Source organism: Streptomyces sp. NPDC029164 (assembly GCF_055563995.1).
This window is the reverse complement of the sequence record NZ_JBVHWW010000003.1, coordinates 119,217-137,647: the sequence shown is the minus strand read 5'-3', so window position 1 is coordinate 137,647 and position 18,431 is coordinate 119,217. Positions and strand designations below refer to the sequence as shown.

Annotated in this window: 15 protein-coding genes; 7 read left to right on the top strand and 8 right to left on the bottom strand. The window is 71.8% G+C overall.

The window, feature by feature from the left end; all coding sequences use genetic code 11:
• Positions 1-11: 11 nt before the first annotated feature.
• Entirely contained in the window at positions 12-1,415 is a 1,404-nt protein-coding gene (locus ACZ4VT_RS04735) for a chloride channel protein (RefSeq protein WP_467946616.1), read from the bottom strand.
• 339 nt (positions 1,416-1,754) lie between these two features.
• Here ACZ4VT_RS04735 and ACZ4VT_RS04730 point away from each other — a divergent pair, with 339 nt between their 5' ends.
• The gene (locus ACZ4VT_RS04730) at positions 1,755-3,140 is read left to right on the top strand and encodes a chloride channel protein (RefSeq protein ID WP_467946614.1); all 1,386 of its coding nucleotides are present in this window, start codon (positions 1,755-1,757) and stop codon (positions 3,138-3,140) included.
• A gap of 43 nt (positions 3,141-3,183) precedes the next feature.
• Here ACZ4VT_RS04730 and ACZ4VT_RS04725 read toward each other — a convergent pair whose 3' ends face one another.
• The gene (locus ACZ4VT_RS04725; protein ID WP_467946613.1) at positions 3,184-4,614 is read right to left on the bottom strand and encodes a DUF2252 domain-containing protein; all 1,431 of its coding nucleotides are present in this window, start codon (positions 4,612-4,614) and stop codon (positions 3,184-3,186) included.
• 488 nt (positions 4,615-5,102) lie between these two features.
• Here ACZ4VT_RS04725 and ACZ4VT_RS04720 point away from each other — a divergent pair, with 488 nt between their 5' ends.
• The 5 genes from ACZ4VT_RS04720 (at position 5,103) to ACZ4VT_RS04700 (ending at position 9,382) form a co-directional block, all read left to right on the top strand.
• Positions 5,103-6,458, top strand: coding sequence for an MFS transporter (locus ACZ4VT_RS04720; protein WP_467946834.1), 1,356 nt, complete (start codon positions 5,103-5,105; stop codon positions 6,456-6,458).
• A gap of 78 nt (positions 6,459-6,536) precedes the next feature.
• Positions 6,537-6,833 carry an amphi-Trp domain-containing protein gene (locus tag ACZ4VT_RS04715; RefSeq protein WP_467946611.1) on the top strand — a complete coding sequence of 99 codons (297 nt, stop codon included), beginning with the start codon at positions 6,537-6,539 and terminating at the stop codon, positions 6,831-6,833.
• 4 nt (positions 6,834-6,837) lie between these two features.
• Positions 6,838-7,803 carry a hypothetical protein gene (locus ACZ4VT_RS04710; RefSeq protein WP_467946609.1) on the top strand — a complete coding sequence of 322 codons (966 nt, stop codon included), beginning with the start codon at positions 6,838-6,840 and terminating at the stop codon, positions 7,801-7,803.
• A gap of 84 nt (positions 7,804-7,887) precedes the next feature.
• Entirely contained in the window at positions 7,888-8,982 is a 1,095-nt protein-coding gene (locus ACZ4VT_RS04705) for a carboxylate-amine ligase (RefSeq protein WP_467946607.1), read from the top strand.
• 85 nt (positions 8,983-9,067) lie between these two features.
• Complete coding sequence (locus ACZ4VT_RS04700; RefSeq protein ID WP_467946606.1) at positions 9,068-9,382, top strand: SHOCT domain-containing protein; 315 nt, start codon at positions 9,068-9,070, stop codon at positions 9,380-9,382.
• A gap of 28 nt (positions 9,383-9,410) precedes the next feature.
• Here ACZ4VT_RS04700 and ACZ4VT_RS04695 read toward each other — a convergent pair whose 3' ends face one another.
• The 6 genes from ACZ4VT_RS04695 to ACZ4VT_RS04670 all read right to left on the bottom strand — a co-directional run bounded on the left by ACZ4VT_RS04695 (position 9,411) and on the right by ACZ4VT_RS04670 (position 15,252).
• Positions 9,411-9,872, bottom strand: a complete 462-nt coding sequence (locus tag ACZ4VT_RS04695) for a DUF6325 family protein (protein ID WP_467946604.1) — start codon at positions 9,870-9,872, stop codon at positions 9,411-9,413.
• Between the two features lie 112 nt (positions 9,873-9,984).
• On the bottom strand, positions 9,985-10,704 hold the full coding sequence (locus ACZ4VT_RS04690) for a GAP family protein (protein ID WP_467946602.1): 720 nt from the start codon (positions 10,702-10,704) through the stop codon (positions 9,985-9,987).
• A 27-nt stretch (positions 10,705-10,731) separates the two neighbouring features.
• Positions 10,732-12,594 (bottom strand): glycoside hydrolase family 15 protein, encoded by a 1,863-nt coding sequence (locus tag ACZ4VT_RS04685; protein ID WP_467946600.1) that lies wholly within the window; start codon positions 12,592-12,594, stop codon positions 10,732-10,734.
• A 34-nt stretch (positions 12,595-12,628) separates the two neighbouring features.
• Positions 12,629-13,048, bottom strand: coding sequence for an SHOCT domain-containing protein (locus ACZ4VT_RS04680; protein WP_467946598.1), 420 nt, complete (start codon positions 13,046-13,048; stop codon positions 12,629-12,631).
• Between the two features lie 27 nt (positions 13,049-13,075).
• Positions 13,076-13,909 carry a class II glutamine amidotransferase gene (locus ACZ4VT_RS04675; protein WP_467946596.1) on the bottom strand — a complete coding sequence of 278 codons (834 nt, stop codon included), beginning with the start codon at positions 13,907-13,909 and terminating at the stop codon, positions 13,076-13,078.
• 125 nt (positions 13,910-14,034) lie between these two features.
• On the bottom strand, positions 14,035-15,252 hold the full coding sequence (locus tag ACZ4VT_RS04670; protein ID WP_467946594.1) for a hypothetical protein: 1,218 nt from the start codon (positions 15,250-15,252) through the stop codon (positions 14,035-14,037).
• A 361-nt stretch (positions 15,253-15,613) separates the two neighbouring features.
• Here ACZ4VT_RS04670 and ACZ4VT_RS04665 point away from each other — a divergent pair, with 361 nt between their 5' ends.
• On the top strand, positions 15,614-18,364 hold the full coding sequence (locus ACZ4VT_RS04665) for a SpoIIE family protein phosphatase (RefSeq protein WP_467946592.1): 2,751 nt from the start codon (positions 15,614-15,616) through the stop codon (positions 18,362-18,364).
• The last annotated feature ends 67 nt before the right edge of the window (positions 18,365-18,431 follow it).

Below are 18,431 nucleotides of genomic sequence, written 5' to 3'. Positions count from 1 at the left end.
GCCGGCCCCCTTCATGAGACGGAGCCGGACGACGCACCGGCGGCGGGGGGACGCGCGGTCGGCGGTCCCGCCGCCTTGCCCACCGGTGGAACGGCGGGTCCGGGCGGCAGCAGCTGGGTCGTCACGAAGGCCACGACGGCCGCGAGGATCACCACGGGGGTCATGGCCACGCTGCCCATCACCAGGACGACGAGGACGATGCTGCTGACCGGCAGCCGCAGGGCACTGGTCGTCGAGGCGGCCATGCCGATGGCCATCCCCGGTACGACCCCCAGGCCCGGCAGGGGCGCGAGCAGCACACCCACCGCACAGCCCAGGAACAGCGACGGGAACACGGGGCCGCCGCGCAGGCTGCCCAGGCACAGGGAGTAGGCGACGCCCATGCAGAGCACCACGGCGATCAGGGCCCCGACGCCCCAGGCGGACGGATCGGCGGCCATCGCGCCCAGCGTCTCCTGGCCGGAGGACGCCACGTTCGCGGGCGAGCGGCCGGTGGTGAGCCCGTACACGGCGGCGCAGACGCCGGCCGCCAGGGCACACAAAGTCGTATGGGCGAGGGGACGCTTCGCGACGAACCGGGCGGTCGACCGCCCTCCTCGCATGATCAGGTGCATGAGGAAACCGATGGCCACGGCCATCGGGATCGACCAGAGCACGTCCCCGGGGTCGAGCCGCGGAAGGGGTACGCCCACCTTCACGGAGAGGCTGGGCGCATCCAATCCGGTCCAGCGTCCGAAGCCGGTGAACACGAGGGAGCCCACCCCGCTGGACAGCAGCGCGGGCAGCATGACCGCGAACAGCTGAGGCCCGCCCACTCCGGCCACCTCGATGAGCAGGACCCCCGCGATCAGCGGACTCCCGAAGATCACCGCGACGGCCGCCGCCGCTCCCGCCGCGCCCAGCAGCGCCGTGCTCTGGGCGGTCGCCGGCACCCGCGCCAGGTCCCTGAAGAGCAGCGCCAGACCGCCGCCGAGGGCGATCAACGGGGCCTCCGGACCGAGCGTGGCGCCGAGGGGGAGGCTGAGCAGGGCGGCGAGGATCACGCCGGGCAGGGCTGCGGGGGAGACACCGCCCGTGTGGAGTCCTCCGGCGGGGATGTGTCCGCCCCCGCCGGGCATGTGGGTGACCACGAGCCCGACGGTCACGCCGGCCACGAGCAGCAGCGGCAACGGCCACCACCACGGCGGGGCGTCCCATCCCAGGGACTCCGGCAGACCATGCCACATCAGGTGTTCCAGTTCTTGGAGACCGACCAGGAACCAGAAGGCCACCAGGGACACCGGAACACCGATGAGGGCGCAGAACACGAGTGCCTTGAGATAGCCGGCGCTGCGCAGGAGTTCGCGCAGCCGTTCCGCCTCTTCGGGCTGGGTGGCCCCGCCGGGCCCGGCGGGGTGCGGATCCGAGGCCGTCATCCGCCGTGCCCCGGCCCGGTGCCGCACGTCCGTCTCGGGCCACTAAGGGTTCCGGGCATGTTCGCTCATCTCCCAGGGAGTGCGGGTGGACCGGAGCGGACCGGGTCGCCGCGTCCGGGGCCGCGGCGGGGCCTGGACGGGCCAGAGCCATTGCAGCATCCGGCCGGGGGCTTCGCATGTCCGGACGGGGCCTCCTCCCCCGGCCTCCCCCAGCCGTCCCCCGGCCGGCCCCCGGCCTCGCCGCCTTCCGGCGGCGCAGACCGCCGGCCGGGCGGATCATCGAGTCGAGAGGTTCGGCCGCCCCGGTGGCGGCGTCAGGTGCCAGGAAGAAGGAATTCCATGACGGAGCCGAGTCCTCAACCCATTGGCACCGGTCAGCCGCAGGAGGCGGACCGGCTGCGCGATATCCTCCGCACTCCCGGCTACCTCGTCATCCTGGTCTACTCGGCCCTCCTCGGCATTCCGGTGTCGCTCGTCGCGTTCTGGTTCCTCGTCGGTCTCCACGAACTGCAACACGTCTTCTGGACGGACCTTCCGCACCACCTGGGCTGGGACACGGCCCCCTGGTGGTGGCCGCTGCCCCTGCTGCTGACCGCCGGTGTGGTCGTCGGCCTGGTCGCCGCCCGGCTCACCGGCGGGGGCGGCCACATACCCGCGGGCGGTCTGCACGCCGGCGCGATGCCCCCGGCCGCGCTGCCGGGCGTGGTGCTCGCCGCGATCGCGAGCCTGCCGCTGGGCGCGGTCCTGGGCCCGGAGGCACCTCTGATCGCCCTCGGCGGCGGCCTGGCCCTGCTCTTCCGGGACCTCACACGGACCCCGGCGACCCCGCAGACCACGGCGCTGCTGGGCGCGGCCGGTGCGGCCGCCGCCATCGCGGCGATCTTCGGCAACCCGCTGATCGCCGCCGTGCTCCTCATCGAGGTGTCGGGGATCGGCGGCCCCCAGCTGTTCGCGGTCATGCTCCCCGCCCTGCTCTCCAGCGGGATCGGGGCCCTGGTCTTCACGGGCTTCGGCAAGTGGACCGGCCTGGCGACCGGCAGCCTCAACCTCACGCTGCCCGCGCCCCTGCCGTCCCTTGACGCGCCGGACGTGCTGTGGACCGTACTCATCGCCCTCGTCCTCGCCGTGCTGCTGAACCCCGTCCTGGAGGCGGGCCGCCGGGTCGCGGCGTTCGTCTCCGCCCGGGTGTTCCCCCGCACCGTGCTGTGCGCGCTGGGCGCCGCGGCCTGCGCCGCCCTCTACGCCCTGATCACCGGCCGCTCGCCCGCGGACGTCGCCCTCTCGGGCCAGGCCGCCCTCGGCGAGCTGGCCGCCGACCCGCACGCCTGGGCCGTCGGCGTGCTGATCGCCGTCCTGGTCCTCAAGACCGCCGCCTACGCCCTCTGTCTGGGCAGCCTGCGCGGCGGCGCCATCTTCCCCGCGGTCTTCCTCGGAGCGGCGGCCGGAGTCCTCGTGGCTCCCCTGCCCGGGCTGGGCCCTGTACCGGCCATGGCGGCGGGCATGGCGGCGGCCACCGCGGCCGTCATGCGGCTACCGGTCAGCAGCGTGGTCCTCGTGGTGCTGCTGCTGGGCAGCTCCGCGATGATCCCCATCGCCATCCTCGCGGCCGTGATCTCCTTCGTCACGACCGAGCTGCTCCCCGCCGGTACCGCCCATCCGCCCGCTCCGCTCGTCGAGCAGCCGCCCGCGGACCCTGGCGGCGCCAAAGCGGCCGGGACCCTCTGACAACACGTCAGCAGGTCCCGGGGCGGGACACGGCGGCACGCGGTCAGTCCGCCGGAAGTTCCTCCGCCGGCAGCCGGCCCGCGCGCACCGCGTCGACCAGGGCCTGGTGGTCGCGTTCGTTCTGGTCGGCGTACGCCTCGGCGAAGGTGACCAGCGCCCGGTCGAAGGCCTCGCCGCGGCCCAGGTACGAGGCGATCGCGATCCGGTCGCCCGACCGCGCGTGCGCACGGGCGAGGGTGAGGCCGCACACCTCGGCGAAGGCCGCCAGCTGTTCGGGCGACATCGTCTCCGGCATGGCGATCCCCTTCCAGTCGCGCAGCTGGCGAATGTAGAAGTCGCGCTGCCTGCCGTCGATCCCGTCCACCCGTTCCCAGCCCAGGAACATGTCGCTCGCCGCCTGCATCAACCGCTGTCCCGAGACCACGCGCTCGCCCTGGTTGCGGTACCGGCTCGCGCCGAGGTGGTCGGCGAGCACGGAGGTGCCGGCCTCCTTGGCCTGCAGCAAGAGCGGGTCCCGGCCGTCGCGGCCGAGCAGCAGCAGGATCCAGCAGCGGGTGCCGACGCTGCCGACGCCGACCACCTTGCGGGCCATGTCCACCAGCCGGTAGTCCTCCAGCAGGGTCCGCCGGTCACTCGCCATCGTGAGCCCGTAGGTGTCGAGGAGACGTTCGAACCGCCCCTCCAGCTCGGTGCGTTCGGCGTCCGGCAGCAGTTCCGTGAGCGGCACCAGCAGCGGGGGGTCCGCCGCGATGCGCGGCCGGCCGTCGACCAGCTCCGTGAGCTTGTCGAAGGCCTGCAGCGTGTCACGCGTACGGGCCTTGGCCATGGCCCGGGCCAGCTTCTTCCGTCCGACCTTGTCGAGCTGGTCCGTGGCCAGGGCCTCCAGGTGCTCCTGATCGATCTTCGCGTACCAGACGTCGAGGTTGCCCATGCCGGCGAAGCCGCGCATCGCCTCGCGGTACGAGCGCACGGCGGCGCCCACGATGCCCGCGCGCTCGGCGTCGTCGAAGCCGTTCGCCCGGGCCGCGATCACGAAGCTCGCCGACAGCCGTTTGACGTCCCACTCCCAGGGACCGGGCAGGGTCTCGTCGAAGTCGTTGATGTCGAACATCAGCCGCCGCTCCGGAGAGGCCAGCAGCCGGAAGTTCAGCAGGTGCGCGTCCCCGCACAGCTGGACCGTGATCCCCGAGTCGGGGCTGCCCGCCAGGTCGGATGCCATGATCGCGGCGGCTCCCCGGTAGAACCGGAAGGGCGATTCCAGCATCCTGCCGTAGCGGATCGGGACCAGCTCGGGTACCCGGGTCACCGACTGCTCTTCCAGGATCGCCAGCGGGTCGGGCCGGTCCGGAGACGGCCGGTACACGGCGTGCCCCGAGCGGGGCGAGCGGCTCCGGGCCTCCTTGCCCTGGGCCGCGCGTTCCTGGGGTGTACTGCCGGGCACCGCGCGCATGGCGGCGGTCGTGCTCTGGGACATCAGTGTGCTCCTGCCTGGACCTGCGTCCTCAGCACTCGAACGGCGCCCGGTTCGCGCGCCGTTCCAGTGGCGGCCTGGGGCGTCCGCGTCAGCCCCGGTTCTCGATCTCGGCCTCGGCGACGGCGACGGCGATGCCCAGCGCCGTGGCGATGTTGCCGGCTGCCGTCATCACGCGGGCGGTGCCCACGATGGGGCGATCGCGACCAGCACGTCCTGCGACTGCTCGCGGTCAGGCCCGCCTCCAGGACAGGGGTTCCCGATGCGGTGGACATGTCTCACGTCCTCCTGAGTGACCACGGGTGATCCTTCGGTTCAACCCTAGGACCTGGCCCGGTACCCCGCATGGGGCGCGGCGTGCGGTCCGGAGTGCGGCGGACCGGGCCGCGGCGCAGTCTTGAGGCAGGGCACGGCGCTGGCAGCAGCGCGACACAGCGGAGGGAGCGGCGCCGGTGGCTGGAGCCGACACCTCGGGACGCACGCCGGGCGCCATGCGCGGTGTGCTGGCCCCGCTCGCCCTGGCCCAGTTCATCTGCAGCTTCGCCGGTTCGAACATGAACGTGATGATCAACGACATCAGCGAGGACCTCGACACGACCGTGCAGGGCGTGCAGATCGCGATCACCATCTTCCTCCTGGTCATGGCGGCCCTGATGATCCCCGGCGGCAAGCTGACCGACCGCTACGGACGCAAGCGGTGCTTCCTGACCGGTCTCGCCGTCTACGGTGTCGGCGCCCTGCTGAGCGCGGCCGCGCCGGGACTGGGCGTCCTCATCCTCGGCAACTCGATCCTCGAAGGCATCGGCACGGCGCTGCTCATCCCGCCCGTCTACATCCTCACGACGCTGCTCTTCACGGACATGACCTCACGTGCCCGCGCCTTCGGGACCGTCATGGCGCTGGGAGGCATCGGCGCGGCCGCCGGGCCGCTGATCGGGGGGCTCATCACCTCGGCCGTCAGCTGGCGGGCGGCCTTCGTGTTCCAGGCCGTGGTGATCGCCCTGATCATCCTGCTGAGCCGCCGGATCAGGGACCCGCTGCCGCCGGATCCCACGCGCCCCTTCGACACCGGTGGAGCGGTCCTCTCCGCCGTCGGGCTCATCCTCCTCGTCACGGGAATCCTGGCGGCCGACGACAACGTCTGGCTGATGCTCGCCCTGATCGTCCTCGGTGGGCTCGTACTGCTGTGGTTCTTCCTGTGGGTACGGGCCAAGGAGCGGGCCGGCAAGGAGCCGCTCCTGCCGACGAGCCTGTTCCGCAACCGCACGTCCAACCTCGGACTCGTCACGCAGAACCTCCAGTGGCTGGTGCTCATGGGGACGTCGTTCGTCGTCGCCGCCTACCTCCAGGTCGTACGCGGATACGACGCGATCCAGACCGGCGTGATCTTCACTGCGGCCACGCTCGGCCTGCTCGTGTCGTCCCTGGCCGCCGCCCGCCTCGCGCAGCGGCGCGCCCAGCGCACGCTGATCATGGCGGGTTTCGTGCTGGCGACCGTCGGCATCGCCGTCCTGCTGGCCCTGGTACGCGGCTCTCCGAGTCCCTGGGCCTTCGCGCCCGGGCTGCTCCTGATCGGCCTGGGGCTCGGTGTGATGCTGACCCCGTCGGTGAACATCGTGCAGTCGAGCTTCCCCGAGGAGCAGCAGGGCGAGATCTCCGGGCTGTCGCGCAGCGTGTCCAACCTCGGCTCGTCCCTCGGCACCGCGATCGCCGGCACCATCCTCGTCGCCGGCCTCACCACCCATGCCTACGCCGCCTCGATGATCACGCTGGCCGTCCTCGGGCTCGCCGGTCTGGCCGCCGCTGCGTTCCTCCCCCGGAGCACGGGGCCGAGCACCGTTCCCTAGCCGTCGAGAGCCATCGAGAGCTTTTGAGTGCTGTTGAGTGCTGTTGAGTGCTGTTGATACAGCGGATTGGAGACGTCCGTGAAGGACCTCAAGTTCGAACAGAAGAGTTCCCTGTCCCGCCTCGAGGCCGCGGACCAGCTCTCCGCGCTCGCGGAGGCGCTGAGGCAGGGCGGCGAAGTCGAGCTGGAATTCGGCTCCGGGACGCTGAGCCTGCAGGTCCCCGACGAACTCCGCACCGAGATCGAGGTCGAGGTCGGCGAGGGGGAGATCGAGCTGGAGCTCGAACTCAAGTGGCCCACCGTACGGAACGAGCCCGCGCCGCCACGGACGAAGCGGGCGGCGCGGGGCAAGGGCTCGGCGTCACGGGCGTCGTGATCGCGTGTCACACCGCCTGCCCCCCGGCCCGCCCCGGGCGATCGTCACGGCCGCCTTCGTGATCGGCCTGGCCGCCGCGCCGCCCGGCCCCGCGTTCGCGTTCACCGGCGGCAACCACGAGGAGATCACCCGGGCGGCCCTGCCCTGGGAGCCGGTCACCCTGTCCGAGATGGCCGACGCCCGCGAGGGGGCGGTCAATGCCAACGACCGCGGAACCTACTTCCTCCTCGGCTCCCTGCACTGCGACAACGCCGACTACCTCGCCCCCCGCTACGTCCCGCACTATCCCCGCAGCCGGGACGAGGCCGGCACCGAGCTCCTCGCCTGCGTCCGTACCTCCGTCGCCCGCTTCCGCAACGCGGTCCGGGCGGCCGACGGCCTGGTCGACGCGGACGGCAAGGTCCGGGCCGACCAGAGCGACCTGTCCTCCCACTGCACCTGGAAGGAGACGTCCGACCGCGCCAAGTGCGAGGTCCTGGAGCAGCTCGGCCGCGGCTGGCACCAGATCGAGGACTTCTACGCGCACTCCAACTGGTCCGACCGGGCCGCCCCCGGCCCGGTCGGCCTTGCCAACCCTCCCGGACTGGCACGTACCGATGTCGCCCCCTTCCTCGACATCCGCCGTTACAGCGCCATGAGTGACGCCGACTGGACCCGGGAGGCGCGTGCCCGCCTACCCGTGGACCTCACGACGGGCTGCTACTCCGATGTCGACTCCACCGGAGTGAAGGACGACGACTGCGCCGGCCGCGTCACGCACAACCAGGCACTGAACAAGGACACCGCCGCGTCCCCCCGCTCGAAGACCGGCGACAACTTCGACCACGCCGTGTCCGGGGCCACCGCCGAGATCACCCGCCAGTGGAACGACTTCAAGGCCGAACTGATCGCGACCTACCCGGACCACCGGCGCGGCGAGCAGATGGTCTGTGCCCTGGTTCACGACGCCCCGCAGTCGAGCTGCCCCTGACACGAAGAGCGGCAGCTTTTCCCCTATTACGCCGAAATGCCCCATTGGGTGGGTGATCACGACGGGTTCGGGGTACCAACCAGCATGATCACTGTTGGGGTCGAGGAGGAGTACCTGCTGGTCGACCCGGGGACTCTGCTGCCCATACCGCTCGTGCACGAGGTGCGTGCCACGGCCAGCCTGACACCGATCGCGGACGAGCGAGAGGTCCAGGACGAACTGCTCCAGGCACAGATCGAAGTCGCCACCCCCGTCTGCACGGGCCTGGAGGAGATCGGGGGCCATCTCCTGCGGCTGCGTCACGCGGTCGCCTCCGCCGCACAGGCCAACGGCTGCCGCATCGCGATCTCCGCCACCGCGCCGGTCCGGGACGCCCTCCCCGTGCCCGTCACCAGCACGGCGAGGTACCTGAGGATGCGGGGAGAGGCCCGGCTGCTCGTCGACGAGCAGCTGATCTGCGGCATGCACGTCCATGTGGGGATTCCCGACCCGGAGACCGGAGTGGCCGTCCTGAACCGGCTGCGCGTCTGGCTCCCGACCCTGCTGGCGATGTCCGCGAACGGGCCCCTGTGGGACGGGCGGGACACCGGCTTCGCCAGCTGGCGCACGATCATCTTCGGCCGCTGGCCGGTCAGCGGCCCGCCACCGTATTTCGCGGGGTTCGCGGACTACGAGGCGCGGGCCGACGCGCTGGTGGGGTCCGGGCTCATCCCCGATCGGGGACAGCTGTACTGGCAGGCCCGGCTCTCCGAACGCTACCCGACCGTCGAGGTGCGCTGCTGCGACGTGCAGCTGGAGGCGGACGACGCGGTCATGCTCGCCGGCGTCGTCCGCGGGCTCGCCGCCACCGCGATCGCCGAGGAGAAGGCAGGAGCCGCCCCTGCGCTGTGCCCGCCGGAGATCCTGCAGGCCGCGACCTGGCATGCGGCCCGGCACGGGATGAGCAGCACGTTGATGGACCCGGAAGGCCGGCTGCGGAGCAGCGGGGACGTCCTGTGCGCGCTGCTGCGGCACATCGGGCCCGCCCTGGAGGAGAACGGTGACTTCCGCGAGGTGAGTTCGCTCGTTCACCGGCTCCTGCGGCACGGCACGGCGGCCGACCGCCAGCGCCGGGCCCTGGCAGGGACGGGCCTGCCGGCGCTCGCGGAGCTGATCACCACGGGAGCCACCACCGGGTGAGTCCCCTGCCGAGGTGCGATGCTGGAAGGAGTGGAGGGCCGGCGGCTGGACTGTCGGGCCGGCCCCGTCAGCAAGGGAGATTGACGTGGGTCTTCTTCGAGGAGTAGCGCGCACCGCGGTGGTCGCCGGTACGGCGACGGCGGTGTCCAACCGCGTGTCGCGGCGCCAGGCGGGCCGGTGGGCCGCGCAGGACGATCAGGCCGCTGCGCAGCAGCAGTACGCCCAACCCCCGCAGCAGCAGTACGCCGCCGCACCCGCCGCACCCGCTGCCGCCGTGCCGATGGCGGATGACATGAGCAGCAAGATCGACCAGCTCAAGGAACTCGGAGCGCTGAAGGAGCAGGGAATCCTGACCGAGGCCGAGTTCGCGGAGCAGAAGAGCAAGATCCTCGGGGGCTGATCGTCCGAGGGCGGCCCGGTCGTGCTCACTACGGCAGCGGGCCGCCTTCGGCGTCTTCTCCGGCGTCGAGGGAGGCGAGCAGGGCCTGTACGGGGATCCGGCCGCTCGCCACCATCTGCGCGCCGCTGCGCCGCAGGGCCCGGGCGAAGGGGGCGGCCCACCGGTTCTCGTAGACCAGGATCGCTGCCGCGTTTCCCGGCTGGAGGGCGTTGCCCGCTTCTTCGAGGTCGTCCTGGCCGAGCAGTTCGGACGACGCGCCTTCGAAGACGGACAGGCCGAAGGAGTTCCCCTCACCGTCGAGGTCCGTGAGTTCCAGGGCGGTGACGGTTCCGTCGGCGTCCTTCTGCACGAAGCGGAGGTCGAGGAGGTGGACGATGCCCTTGTCCACCAGGTCGATCAGCAGCGGGAAAGCCTCGCCCGTCAGGCGGGTTCCCGGGAACTCGACGACCAGGTAGTCGACGGGGCCCATGTCTTCGATGTCGTCGCTCATGAGCGCTCCTCGCGTGTGGCTCGACGGCCCGGCGGTGTGGGCCGGACGACCGCGTCGGTGGCCGGACACGGCCGTGTTCTCATTGCAGCATCCGCCGCGGGGCCCCGCACCCTCAGCCGGTGAGCTGGTAGAGGCTCCTGCCGACGAGCCACAGTCCCAGGAGCAGGCACACGACGACGATCGCCTGCTCCTTGTGCCGTTCCAGCCACGCGCGCAGGCCGAGCAGGGCGCGTTGGGCCTGCTCCGGCGAGAACACCATGTAGAGCTCCATGGCCAGCAGGGTGGAGGTGGCCAGGAGGCAGAAGCCCATGAGGGCCAGGAACGACTCCCCGTGGGTGAGGTCGGCCTGCACGACGGTGGCGGCCGCGGCGGCGACCATCCCCCAGGGCTGGAGGAGCACGGCGAGGGCCGCCGCGGACCATCCGGTGGCGTCGTCCATCCGGGACGACATGGATGTCCCGGACGACGTGGACGAACCTGTCGGCATGGACGATCCGGAAGCCGCGGCCCCCACCTCCGCGGAGGGATCCGGACCCGCGGCGCCGCGACGGCTCCGGCGCCGCCGGTGCTCGCTGTACACGACCAGGCCGACACCGATCACCAGCGTGGCCACGAGCGCCGCGATCGACGGAGGAGAGCGGGGCGGGGGCGGCTGCCCGCCGGTGAAGAGGAGGACCATCGCCATCACGGCCACCAGGCAGGCCAGCCAGGCGAGGATGAAGGCCAGGCCCTTGCGCACCCCGCGGGGTGCGGACACCACCAGGACGAAGGCCATGACGGGCAGCGGGAACAGGGTGACCGCCAGGCCGATGAGCAGCAGGTCGAGCACCATCGCGGCGCACCCCCTCGGCGGAAAGGCTCAGGCGGCGCCCACGGCCTGGTCGAGTTCGGAGTCGAGGGCGAGAGCGGCGGTGATGAGGGCGAGGTGAGTGAAGGCCTGGGGGAAGTTGCCCAGCTGTTCTCCGGTGAGGCCCACCTCTTCGGCGAAGAGCCCGACGTGGTTGGCGTAGGTGAGCATCTTGTCGAAGGAGTAGCGGGCCTGATGGACACGGCCGGCCTTGGCGAGGGCGTAGACGTGCAGGAAGGAGCACAGGGAGAAGGTGCCCTCGGAGCCCTGCAGGCCGTCGGGAGAGGCGGCGGGGTCATAACGGTAGACGAGGCTGTCGGAGACGAGTTCGGTGTCCATCGCGTCCAGGGTGGACAGCCAGCGCGGATCCTTCGGTGCGATGAAGCCGACCAGGGGCATCAGCAACAGGGAGGCGTCCAGGACGGTGTTGTCGTACTCCTGGACGAACGCCTGACGCTTCTCGCTCCAGCCGAGGGTCATGACCTGGTCGAGGATCGCGTCCCGGGCCGCCGTCCAGCGGGTCAGGTCGGCGGGTCGGGCGGTGGCCACGGCCTGGCGGATGCCGCGGTCCAGGGCGACCCAGCACATGAGGCGGCTGTACGTGAAGTCCTTCTGGCCGCCGCGGGTCTCCCAGATGCCCTCGTCCGGTCGGTCCCAGTTGTCGCACAGCCAGTCCAGCAGGGCGACGCAGCGCAGCCAGTCGTCATACCCGATGACGTTGCTGACCTGGCCGGTCTGGGCGAGGGCGTAGATGGCCTCGCCGTAGATGTCCATCTGCAGTTGGTCCGCGGCGCCGTTGCCCGACCGGACCGGTCTGGAGCCGCGCCACCCTTCCATGTGGTCGAGGACCTCCTCGGTCAGGTACGGGTCGCCGTCGACGCGGTACATGATCTGGAGGGGTTCGCCGTTGGGAGCGCCGCCGTCCCGCAGCCGCCGGAGCAGCCAGCTGCGGAAGGCGTTGGCCTCGTCGATGAATCCGAGGTCGCGCATGGCGCGGACCGAGAGCGAGGCGTCACGGACCCAGGTGTAGCGGTAGTCCCAGTTGCGCTCCCCGCCCTCCTGCTCCGGGAGGCCCATGGTGGCGGCGGCGATCGGCGCGCCGGTCGGTGCGTACGTCATCAGCTTGATGGTGATCGCGGAGCGATTGACCATCTGCTGCCAGCGGCCGCGGTAGGTGCAGCGCGAGGTCCAGCCGTGCCAGAAGTCGCGGACGTCGTTGAACTCCTCGGTCATGTCGTGCACGTTCATCGCCGGCGGGGGCGCGCCGTCGGCGTCGCAGACGGTCAGGAGGACGCCCGCGCGTTCGCCCTCGGCCAGGGCCACGGTCGCGCGCACGTCCGACTCGTCGGCCTCCAGGTCGACCGGACCCAGGGCCTGCAGGTACGCGGTGATGCCGGGGCCGTCGAAGCGGGCGGTGGCACCGTCGAACGTCAGGTCGTGCGGTGCCCGGCCGTAGTCGAAGCGCGGGCGGCACTCCAGGCTGAAGCGGGCGGTCCCGCGCACCCCCCGCATGACCCGCACCACTTGGTGTCGGTCGGTGACGGTGTGCGGATCGTGCACGGGCATGAAGTCGACGACCTCGCCGACGCCCTCGGGGGTGAGGAAACGGGTCATCAGGACGGCGGTGTCGGCCAGGTAGAGCTGCTGGGAGACGACCTCGGCGTTGCCCGCCGGTCCGCCGGCGGAGACGTCGGGCGCGTCGGCGGTGATGGCGAAGTAGCCGCCCCGGCGGTCGTCGAGCAGGCCGGCGAAGATGCTGGGCGCGTCGAAGCGGGGCGAGCAGAACCAGTCGAGCACGCCCTCGGAGGAGACGAGGGCACACGTCTGCAGGTCCCCGATCAGCCCGTGCTCGGCGATGGGCGGGTAGGGGAGCATCGGCCGCGCCTTCCTGTGAGTCCCGGTCCGGTTCTCAGGAACCGAGGACCTTGGCCTTGGCCTGCTCGTACTCGGCCGGCGTGAGGTCGCCGCGGTTCTTGAGCTCGGCGAGCTTCGACAGCTCCTCGGCGTGGCCGGTGGGCCCGGCGCTGTCGCGCACGTAGGAACGGAAGGCCTGCTCCTGCTGCTGGGCCCGGTTGAGCTCGCGTTCGCCCATCCCGCGGCCCCGGGCGATCAGGTAGACGAAGACGCCCAGGAACGGCAGCAGGATGACGAAGATCGTCCATCCGGCCTTGCCCCAGCCGCTCAGCCCGTCGTCACGGAAGATGTCGGCGATGACGCGGAAGAGCAGCATGAACCAGAGCACCCAGAGGAAGATGAGCATCATGGTCCAGAAGAAGTTCAGCAGGGGATAGTCGTAGTCGTCTGCCAGGTTGAGCAGCGAGTTCTGCATGTCCCGGTCTCCTGTCGGTCGGGTCGGTCAGGCGGGCACCGGGGTGAAGGGGTACATCTCGTCAGCGCCCGGCTGTACGACGCCGTAGCTGCTTTCCGGTACCTCGTTCCAGGCGCCGGGCAGGTCGCCGAGGGGCTCGGACACGATGAGGCGGGTCTCGTCGGAGATCTCCTGGAGGAACGCCATGTCCGGGTGCAGCTTGCGCAGCGAGTCCACCTTGCTGCTGTAGAACAGCGAGCGGGAGGCGTGCCCGCTGGAGTAGCGGAAGGCCCAGACGCGTTCGCCGTCGGTCATGGCGAGCGTCATCTGGAGCGGGAACTCCACACCGTGCTCGTGCCCGACGCGCTCCACCACTCCCGCCATCGTGGCGATGGCGGTCGGCGGGTCCTGTTCCAGGCCGTACGTGAGGGCGAGGTAGAACATCACCTCGGAGTCCGTCGTTCCGCCGATGTCGGTGTAGAGAGCGGGATCGACGAGCAGGGTGAGGTCACGGCGCATCAGGTGGAAACCGGAGATCGCTCCGTTGTGCATGAACATCCAGCGGCCGTGCCGGAACGGGTGGCAGTTCGACTGCTGTACCGCCGTCCCGGTCGACGCCCGGATGTGCGCGAAGAACAGGGGGGAGCGGACGTGGTCCGCCATCTCCCGCAGGTTGCGGTTGTTCCATGCGGGACCGACGTCCCGGAGGAGCGCCGGAGTTTCGATGTCGTCCGTGTACCAGCCGACGCCGAACCCGTCGCCGTTCGTCGTCTCCACTCCGAGCTTGGAGTGGAGACTCTGGTCGATCAGCGAGTGAGCCGGTTTGTACAGGATGGTGTCGAGCAGCATGGGCGTACCCGAGTACGCGAGCCATCGGCACATGGGTCATCACCTGCGTCTCTACGGCACTGCGGGAAATGAACCGCCGTCCCGCGCGCCCCCGGAATGGGCTGCCGTGCCTTCCCACCACGCTGCGGTCGACGTCATGTGGATCTCATCCGGCCATCTCATTCTCGGGTCCCTCCCCCGGGAGCGCCACGCGGGGCGCCGGCCCCGTCACCGCGCCGGCCACCGGCCGCCAGCAGCGCGAGTACGGCCAGCACCGCCAGCAGGATGAGCACCAGCAGCACGACCGTGAGCACCGTCGGGTGGTTCCACAGCGCGAACACCAGCGCGAGGACGAGCAGCACACCGGTGGTGAGCCAGCGCCGGTGGTCTTGGACCCAGGTCCCGACGCGTCCGGTGTGCACTCCGTGCGCCGCTCCCCAGCCCGCGGCGGAGTCGGCCGCGCGCTCCGCCGTACCGCGGACGCCGCGCGGCAGCCGGCCGGCACCGGACAGGTAGGCGCCGAGGGCGACGACGATCCCGAGGACGATCGCGGTGCGGATGCTGACCCTCAGGAACCGCACGAGCGTGTCGAAGATGGCGGCGGCCGCGGCGGGCGACTGGACCTGCTCCGGGAGGTGGTCGAGGTAGTAACGGCGGGCGATGACCAGAGCGATGGCCAGGATGAGGCACGCGGCGGCCGCGCACAGCATGGTGGTCACCAGGGCCCGGCGCCGGCGCCGGGCGAGCAGGACTCCGGCCACCCCGAGGAGCACGGTGAGTACGGGCAGCCAGTTGCCGAGGACGTCGAGGAGGTGGACCAGGCTCCTGATCTTCGCCAGTTTGTCGGACTGGAACAGCACCATCTGCTTGTTGACCTCGGGGATCTTCTCGGCCGGGGAGATGCCGGCCTTCACGAGGTCCTCCTTGACCTTCTCGACGGCCTCGCCGATGTTCAGGGTGACGGTGCCGCCCTCGACCTCCACCGCGCCGCGGCCCTGACCGGTGAGCGCGTGGACCACCGCGTTGTGGGCGGCCCGGTTCGCGGTGGTCCAGATCTTCTCGAACCGGTCGCCCTCGACGAACCGGGTCGCCACCTTGGAGACGGCCGCGTCGGCGGCGGAGTCCAGCTGGGGGCCCAGGGCCTTGACGGCATTGCCGACACGGGGCGGCAGCCCCTGCGATTCGAGCCACTTCGCCAGGTCGGACGTGACCTCGGCGCCGTCGACGCGGACGTCGGCCGCCTCGGTGATGCGGTGGACGGCGGCGGCCTCGACGTCCGGGTTCGAGGCGAGCGGGGCGACCGTGGAGACGTACCGGTCGGTGTCCAGCACGATGTCGTGGACCCACACGGTGAGCAGCGAAACCGGGACGAGGATGCACGTGAGCGTGATCAACACGGCCGAAACGGTGCTGGCCACGATCCTCCGGGAACGCGAGGCCTGCCGTCCCGGGGCGGGCGCCTCGGCGGGCGGCTCGGACGGCAGACTCATAGCGCTCCCTGGGGACGACTGAGGTGAAAGGCCGCTTCCCGGTCATTGGACATGGCGCAGCGCGGGTCCGCGCGTTCAGTTGGGCTCATCGTGTGAGGCGGGTGAGGCGGGTGCGGCGGGTGCGGCGGGTGAGCGAGGCGCGGGACGCGTGTGAGGCACCGGGCCGGCCCGTCCCCCGGGCCGCTGCGCGGCCCCGTCCTGAGGGCGGCCGCGGCGGCTGACCGCCGCTCCCCGCTGCCGACGGGCCGCCGAGGTTAGAAGATGGAGTATGACCGACCTCCGGCCGGAGCGCGTCCAGCCCCCCAAGGGACGGGCGCGCCGGCCACAGCGTCTGTCCTCGTTGCTGAGCGTGCGCAGCGTGGCCGGCGAGGTGTTCCTCCTCCAGCTGGCCGTCGTGGTGCTCCTCGTCGCCGCCGCGGTGGCGGCGCTCGTGGTGCAGGGACGGAGCGACGCCATGCTGGATGCCCGGCACCGTACGCTCGCCGCCGCCGGAACCTTCGCGGAATCGCCGGGCATCGTCGCGGCCCTGAAGAGTGCCCATCCGAGCGCGGTGCTGCAGCCGAGCGCCCAGGCGGCCCGGAAGGTCGCCGGGGTCGACGGCATCAACGTGTACACGCTCGACGGGGTCACCCTCACCCACAGCGACCCGCGGCAGATCGGGCGGCGCGTCGTCGGCCCCTTCTCCAAGGCGGCGGCCGGTACGTCCTTCACCGAGACGTTCGAGGGGTCCCTGGGGCAGTCGGTGGTCTCGGTGGTGCCCGTCAAGGACCCCGACGGCCGCGTCATCGCCGTCGTCTCCTCCCCGGTCACGGTCCAGAACGTCCAGGGCATGGTGAACCGGCAGCTGCCGGTCGTCCTCGGCACGGCGGCCGGGGTGCTCCTCCTGAGCGCGGGCGGAACGGCTCTGGTGAGCCGGCGGCTGCTGCGCCGGACCCACGGCCTGGGGCCGGCCGAGATGACGCGGATGTACGAGCACCACGACGCGGTGCTGCACGCGGTGCGGGAGGGCGTACTCATCGTCGGCGACGGCGGACGGCTGCTGCTCGCCAATGACGAGGCGCGGCGGCTGCTGGACCTGCCCGCGGACGCGGAAGGGCGCCCCGTCACGGACCTCGGTCTGGAGGAAGCGATCGCCGAGCCGATCGCCTCGGGCCGTTCCGCGACGGACGAGCTGCACATGTCGGCCGATCGGCTGCTCGCGGTGAACATCCGGCCCACCGCCCCCTACGGGCAGGCCGGGACCGTCGTCACCCTGCGGGACACCACCGAGCTGCGGGCCCTGTCGGGCAGGGCCGAGGTGGCCCGGGAGCGGCTGAAGCTGCTCTACGACGCGGGGGTGCAGGTCGGTACGACGCTGAACGTGGAGCGCACCGCGGAGGAACTGGCGGAGGTGGCGGTCCCGCGGTTCGCCGACGTGGTCACGGTCGACCTGCTGGACCCGGTGCTGCGCGGCGAGGAACCGCCCGAGGCGAACACCGAGATGCGCCGCACCGCCGTCGTCGGCCTCGGAGGCGACCACCCGCTCTCCCCGGTCGGCGAGCTGATCCGGTTCGCCCCCACCGGGCCCATGGCCACCGGGCTGGCCATCAACCGCGCGGTCCTGGAGGCCGACCTGCGCGCCTCCCACCGCTGGCGGGCCCAGCACCAGGCCAACGCCCGGCAGATCCTGGACCGCGGCATCCACTCCCTGATCGTCGTACCCCTGCGGGCCCGGGGCGTGGTGCTGGGGATGGCCGGCTACTGGCGGGGGCAGGACTCCCCGCCGTTCGACGAGGAGGACGTGTCCTTCGCCGAGGAGCTGACCGCACGGGCGGCCGTGTCCGTGGACAACGCCCGCCGCTACACCCGCGAGCACAACATGGCCGTCACCCTGCAGCGCAGCCTGCTGCCCCGGGGCGTGCCGGAGCAGTCCGCCGTCGAGGTCGCGCACCGCTATCTGGCCGCCCGGGCCGGGGTGGGCGGTGACTGGTTCGACGTCATCCCGCTGCCCGGCACCCGGGTGGCCCTGGTGGTCGGCGACGTCGTCGGCCACGGTCTCCACGCCGCCGCCACCATGGGCCGGCTGCGCACCGCCGTGTACAACTTCTCCACCCTCGACCTGCCCCCGGACGAACTCCTGAGCCACCTGGACGAGCTGGTCGCCCACATCGACACCGACGAGCAGGAGTGGCAGGGAATCACCGGAGCCACCTGCCTGTGCGCCATCTACGATCCCGTCTCGGGGCAGGTGACCGCCGCCACCGCCGGGCATCCGGGCCCCGCTCTGGTCGCCCCCGACGGGACCGTGTCCTTCCCGGAGGTGCCGGTCTCCCCGCCGCTGGGCCTGGGCGCGGGCATGCCCATCGAGACCACCACGCTCACCCTGCCCGAGGGCTCCCGGCTGGCGCTCTTCACCGACGGTCTGATCGAGAGCCGCGACCTCGATCCGGACGCGGGCCTGGCGGCCCTGCGCGCCGCCCTGTCCGGGCCCGCCCGGACCCCGGAGGAGACCTGCACTGCGGTGATCGAGGCGATGCTGCCCACCAGGCCCAGCGACGACGTCGCGCTGCTGGTGGCCCGCACCCGCCGGCTGGACCCGGCGCGGATCGCCGAGTGGGACGTCGCTCCCGACCCCGCGGCGGTGTCCCCGGTGCGCAACGCCTGCGCCCGCCGGCTGGCGGAGTGGGGCCTGGAGGACATCGCCTTCACCACGGAGCTCATCCTCAGCGAGCTGATGACCAACGCCGTCCGCTACGGCACCGAGCCCATCCGGGTGCGGCTGCTGTACGACCGCTGCCTGGTCTGCGAGGTCTCCGACGGGTCCAGCACCTCCCCGCACCTGCGCCGGGCCGCGGACACCGACGAGGGCGGCCGCGGCCTGTTCCTCGTCGCGCAGTTCGCCGAGCGCTGGGGCACCCGCTACACCCCCCGCGGAAAGATCATCTGGAGCGAGCAGGCGCTCCACGAAGGGACCGCGCCGGCCGCGATGGACCTCGGGGAGGCGCTCCTGGCCGGGTGGGACGACGACGCGTTCCGATAATCGCCGGTACGTCCGCCGCGGGGAAGAGGCCGGACACCACCCGTCGGGACTGCGCTGCCGAGGCCGT